The sequence below is a fragment of the Alicyclobacillus contaminans DSM 17975 genome, assembly GCF_000429525.1.
GTDB classification, from domain to species: Bacteria; Bacillota; Bacilli; order Alicyclobacillales; family Alicyclobacillaceae; genus Alicyclobacillus_A; species Alicyclobacillus_A contaminans.
The window spans coordinates 1-5,099 of sequence record NZ_KE386913.1; the positions used below are offsets into that span (position 1 = coordinate 1).

Here is a 5,099-nt window from a genome sequence, read left to right on the forward strand (position 1 = left end):
TCTCTTTCTTAAAAGCCATCCCATCTGTCTTGACAATGTGGGGTTCAATACGGCCGAGCTGCTGCGTAAAGTGGAGGAGGAAATGAGAAAAACCTCGGTGGGCTTTGATACAGATAATCCGTTTGCGCACCGCATCACGCGCAGAGCCATCCGGGGGTGGGATCGCATCGCTGAGGCATGGCGGCGTTTGCCTCCAGATGCACCGGAATCCGAGTACATCGAGGCGTTCAAGGACATTCAACGCAAAAACCCAAGAAAAATTGGCAGTGAGCCATTATTCAAGAATTTGGCTGCGCCCGGCGTCCGGTCGGAGCTGCTGAACAATCCGCAGGTTCTTATTACGTTTGCCAAGTACAATGAGCTACAGCGGCAACTGGCGAAAGCCAAACAATTCGCGCAAAAGACGCTGCCGCATCCCGTTTTTCACCCGGTCTGGGTGCGCTATGACAAGCTCGGTGGAAATTTGCATCACTATCAGATTGAGCCTGCTGTTCATGCCAACGACACGCACAAAGTGAAGTTTTCGTCTCTGCTTTTGCCACAGGAGGACGGATCTTACGCGGAAGTGAAGGACGTAACGGTTTCGCTGGCTCCGTCTCTGCAGTTTCCAACAGGTTTGGTCCATCCGAAGGTCACCACACCACCGCGCACAGGTCTGGTGACCGTGATGGACGAGGAGGCTGGAAAACCTGTCGTTTGCTATCGCGATCGAGGCCACGACGCATTGGTACCCGTGGCGTTTGGTGGCGCCAAGCTCCAGTTCAATCGAGCTCATTTGTCCGCCGGATATCGCAAAGGTGTACTCAGTGCCGGCGGGGGAGGCTCCATCTATTTCAACGTAACGCTGGATGTCCAGGTGCCCAATGAACGGGATGTGTCGAAGACGTTTTCGTTCTCTCGAGACAGGGATTTGGTATCGCTGAAGGCCGAAGAACTGAAACGTTACATGGAGACGAAGCCGTTGGGTATGCCAGGCGTACGCGTGATGTCCGTGGATCTCGGTGTACGATATGGCGCGGCCATTTCGGTGTTTGAGGTGAAGCCTTTCGCTGAGGTCAGGAAGGACAAGTTGCATTATCCAATTACAGGATGCGAGGGGTTCGTTGCGGAACACGAGCGTTCCGTGATTCTCAAGCTGCCGGGGGAAGGCGTCCGAACAGCAGGGAAGCAGAGTGAGAGGAAACAGGCGCTTGCTGCGATACGGGCCGAGATGAGCATACTGCGAAAGTGGCTCCGCGTCTCGCAGGTCACGGAGGAAGATAGGGCGAAAGCGGTGCGCGGTTTACTGGAGGATGAGCGCGGCGGCGGATGGACGATGGATCCGGGCGAGGATTCGGATCATCAGCCACTGCAGCAGTTTCTGCACGAAGCGCGCCTCGCAGTCGGTGAATTGGTGAACTTGGTGCATTTGTCGCCGGCAGAATGGGAACGTGCGGTGATTGAACGACATCGCAGATTGGAGCGGATTACGGCCTCACACATCCGGGTATTTCAGACGATGCGGAAGGTGTGGGGAAAACGGCGCAATGAAGACGCTGCGCACACGGGCGGGATTTCCTTGGCCCATATTGAGCATTTGATTCAACAGCGAAAGCTGTTCATTCGATGGTCAACACATGCTCGGACGTACGGAGAGGTTCGGCGCCTTCCGAAACATGAGGGGTTTGCGAAGAGGCTCCAAAAGCACACGAACCATGTGAAGGAAGACCGAATCAAGAAATTGGCAGACATGATTGTGATGGCAGCCCGGGGGTACCGCTTTTTGGACAAGCGGGCACGCTGGGTGAAAACTCGGCACGCGCCCTGTGACCTGATTCTGTTTGAAGATCTGTCTCGGTATCGGTTCACGATGGACAGGCCTCCTACCGAAAACAGTCAACTGATGAATTGGTCACACCGGGAATTGCTGAAAACAGTGAAGATGCAGGCTGCCCTGTTTGGTATCGGTGTGGGTACCGTACCTGCTGCTTTCACATCTCGGTTTGACGCACAGACCGGAGCGCCAGGGCTTCGTTGCAAGCGTGTGACCAAACAGGATAAGGAAAAGACGCCGTTTTGGCTCATTCAGTTTGCGGAAATCACTGGGGTGAATGTGACGAACGTGGAGCCGGGACAATTGATTCCGGTGGACGGAGGAGAGTGGTTCGTCTCCCCGAAGGGACCGCGAGCTGCCGACGGATTGAAGTGCGTTCACGCGGACATCAACGCCGCACACAACTTGCAGCGGCGTTTTTGGATTCCGCGGCTGCCATCGGTGAAATGTCGTCGATATGTCGAAGCAGAGGGATTCGCGGCAGTTCCGTCGTCTACGGCTTTCATGAAAGTGCACGGGAAAGGCGCCTTTGTGTCAGTGGACGGCGAATTCTACGAATATCAGAAAGGGAGGAGGGTGGCCGTAAATCGTGCGGATCGCACGAGTTCGACGTTGGACGAAGATGAAGGGGACATCGGGGAGGAAATGCTCGTCTCCTCGAATGGGGCGGGAGAATTCGTCAGGATGTTCTACGACGAGAGTGGTTACGTCGGTTACGGGCGATGGATGGACTCAAAGGTCTTCTGGGGGAAGGTCAGACAGATTGTGCATCGGGCCATTCAGGACCAGGTTGAGAAGCGAGCAGCCGCACGGGGGGAGAACGGTGCAACGTCAAGCCGTTGATCATCCCTGTGCCGGGGATGATTTGATTTGGGGATGCGACCTCAGCCGGACTGGCCCGGCCGCATTGTGTATAACCTCCACCTGTTTTTGGTAAGGCTGTGAGAGAGGTGTGAGACTTCTGTTGGCACACCTCTCGAAAATGTCATGGCAGGTGGCTTTCATGTCTATCATTCCCATACGTATGTTGAACGAACTGTCCTATTGTGAGCGCCTGTTTCACCTCATGCACGTGCAGGGGTTGTTTGAACAGTCCGCTGACACCATCGAAGGAACGATGCAACACAATCGGGCGGAGCGTCACCGGCGTCCATCGGATGTGGGGGACGTGACTGCCTGGGGGCAGGCGCCAAGGAGCCTCACTCTCGGGGACGAGAAGTTGGGCATCATCGGGAAACTGGATGCCATCCGCGTTACGGATTCCGGTCTATGGGAACCCGTCGAATCCAAACATTCGAGCGCTCCGAGCGGAGACGCGACGTTTCGGGTTGGCGAGTGGGTCCTTGATGGCAGCGCGTGGCCCAATGATCAAATTCAACTCTGTGCCCAAGGACTGTTGCTGCAGGCCAATGGCTTTCCGTGCGAGGCGGGGCGTCTGCACTACCGCGGGAACCGCAAGACCGTTCGAATTCAGTGGTCAGAAGATCTGGTCGCAGCGACGTTGGCGACGATTCGCCGTGCACAGGAGCTGGAATCCTCCGCGATGCCCGGCCCCCTGGTGAATTCGGACAAGTGCTTTCGATGCTCCCTGAATCAGGTCTGCCTTCCGCACGAAACCATGTTGCTCGGTGGTCTGACGGACGGAGCATCGAAGCTGCGTGATATCGTACCCAGTCGGGACGATCTCGGGACGGTATACGTCACCGAGCCGGGCAGTCGGGTGAGCAAACGCGGGTATGAGCTGGTGGTGCAACTACCCACGGATGAACGCCTGGAGATTCCGTTGAAGGACGTGCGCCATATCTCCCTGTTTGGCAATGTGCAGGCGACTACGCAGTTGATTCATGAATGCATGTCGCAGGGGATATCCATCAGCTATCTGACTTCCGGCGGTCGGCTGGTGGGAATGGTGCATGACCTGGTGACGAAAAACATCCACGTTAGAGAAGCGCAGTTTCGCCGATTTCGGGACGAGGAGGTCAGAATGCACTTGGCCAAATCGGTGGTTCGGGCCAAGATTCTCAACCAGCGAACCATGCTCCGAAGGAACGCGCAACACATGGATGCGTCTATCTTGGCGGAGATGTCCGAGTTGGCAAAGCGGGTGGTCCGTAGTGCCACGGCCAGTTCTCTACTTGGTGTGGAAGGGATGGCGGCCAAAGCATACATGGCGGCATTTCCTCAGATGCTGCGCGTCCGGGATGTCCCCGAGGGAGAGATTTTGATGAACGGGCGAAACCGCCGTCCTCCGAAAGATCCGGTCAACGCCCTGTTATCCCTCGCGTACTCACTGTTGGAACGCGACATGTACGTGGCATTGGCCACGGCAGGGCTCGATCCGCTCTTCGGCTTCTATCACACCATCGTTCCGGGGCGACCGGCGTTGGTGTTGGATATGATGGAACCGTTTCGAGCCATTGTGGCGGACTCGGTGGTGATTCGTTGCCTGAATACCGGAGTGATTCAATGGGACGATTTCTATATCGGTCCTGAGGCGTGTGCTTTAAAGCCAAACGCCCGGAAACGGTTTTTCCAAGCGTATGAACGGCGCATGCACGAGACGGTGACGCACCCAGTATTTCAATACAAACTCAGCTATCGGCGGATGCTGGAATTGGAAGCCAGGTTCCTGGCCCGTTTTTTGATGGATGACATTCCGGACTACAGACCGATTGTGACGAGGTGAGGCGGCGTTGCGAAGGCATGTGCTGGTCAGTTACGACATCAGTGATCCGAAGCGTTGGCGGAAGGTGTACAAAATCGTGCGCGGGTACGGGAAACACGTGCAGTACTCGGTGTTTCTTTGCCAACTGACCGAGCGGGATGAAGCCGAATTGAAGGAAACTTTAAAGGACGTCATTCACCACGATCAGGATCAGATTCTGTTTGCCCGTCTCGGCACCGTCCAATCCAATGCGGTAGAGCGCAACGTGACAAGCATCGGACGCGATCTGGTGCCTTTGGACTTGAAGGACCTGGTGTTTTGAGTTGAATGGCTGCGAATATTTCGGATATAATAAGCACGTATCTATAGGATACATGCTTTGATCTGCAGGTCTTTGTGCCAACGTGGCGCTTAAAGGCGACCACATTGACCTGGCTTTTAGACCGCTCGCTCAACGGTCCGACATTCGAGCGCCTCGCTGGGGCAAAAGTCCCTGGAGGCGCTCGAATCATAGGTGGGATGCGGAACTTTCGACAGTGAGGTGCACGGATGTGGTGAATTTGGAACTGAAAGAACGGGATGAAATCGCCGTTGCTCGCTTTCGGGTGCCGTGGGCCGCGC

3 protein-coding genes are annotated in these 5,099 nt (G+C 55.7%); all 3 read left to right on the forward strand.

The genetic code is table 11. The features are described from left to right. Window positions 1–2,656 (forward strand): type V CRISPR-associated protein Cas12b (gene cas12b, locus G463_RS0117390; RefSeq protein WP_156900300.1); only part of this gene is annotated, 2,656 nt, incomplete at its 5' end. A gap of 160 nt (window positions 2,657–2,816) precedes the next feature. Further along, complete coding sequence (cas4g/cas1g, locus tag G463_RS0117395) at window positions 2,817–4,499, forward strand: CRISPR-associated endonuclease Cas4g/Cas1g (RefSeq protein ID WP_169725506.1); 1,683 nt, start codon at window positions 2,817–2,819, stop codon at window positions 4,497–4,499. 7 nt (window positions 4,500–4,506) lie between these two features. Next, on the forward strand, window positions 4,507–4,800 hold the full coding sequence (cas2, locus tag G463_RS0117400; protein ID WP_026976136.1) for a CRISPR-associated endonuclease Cas2: 294 nt from the start codon (window positions 4,507–4,509) through the stop codon (window positions 4,798–4,800). Window positions 4,801–5,099 lie beyond the last annotated feature (299 nt).

Excerpts from the sequence above, each read along its gene's own strand:
- cas4g/cas1g (WP_169725506.1), top strand. The coding sequence starts at position 2,817 with ATGTCTATCATTCCCATACGTATGTTGAACGAACTGTCCTATTGTGAG.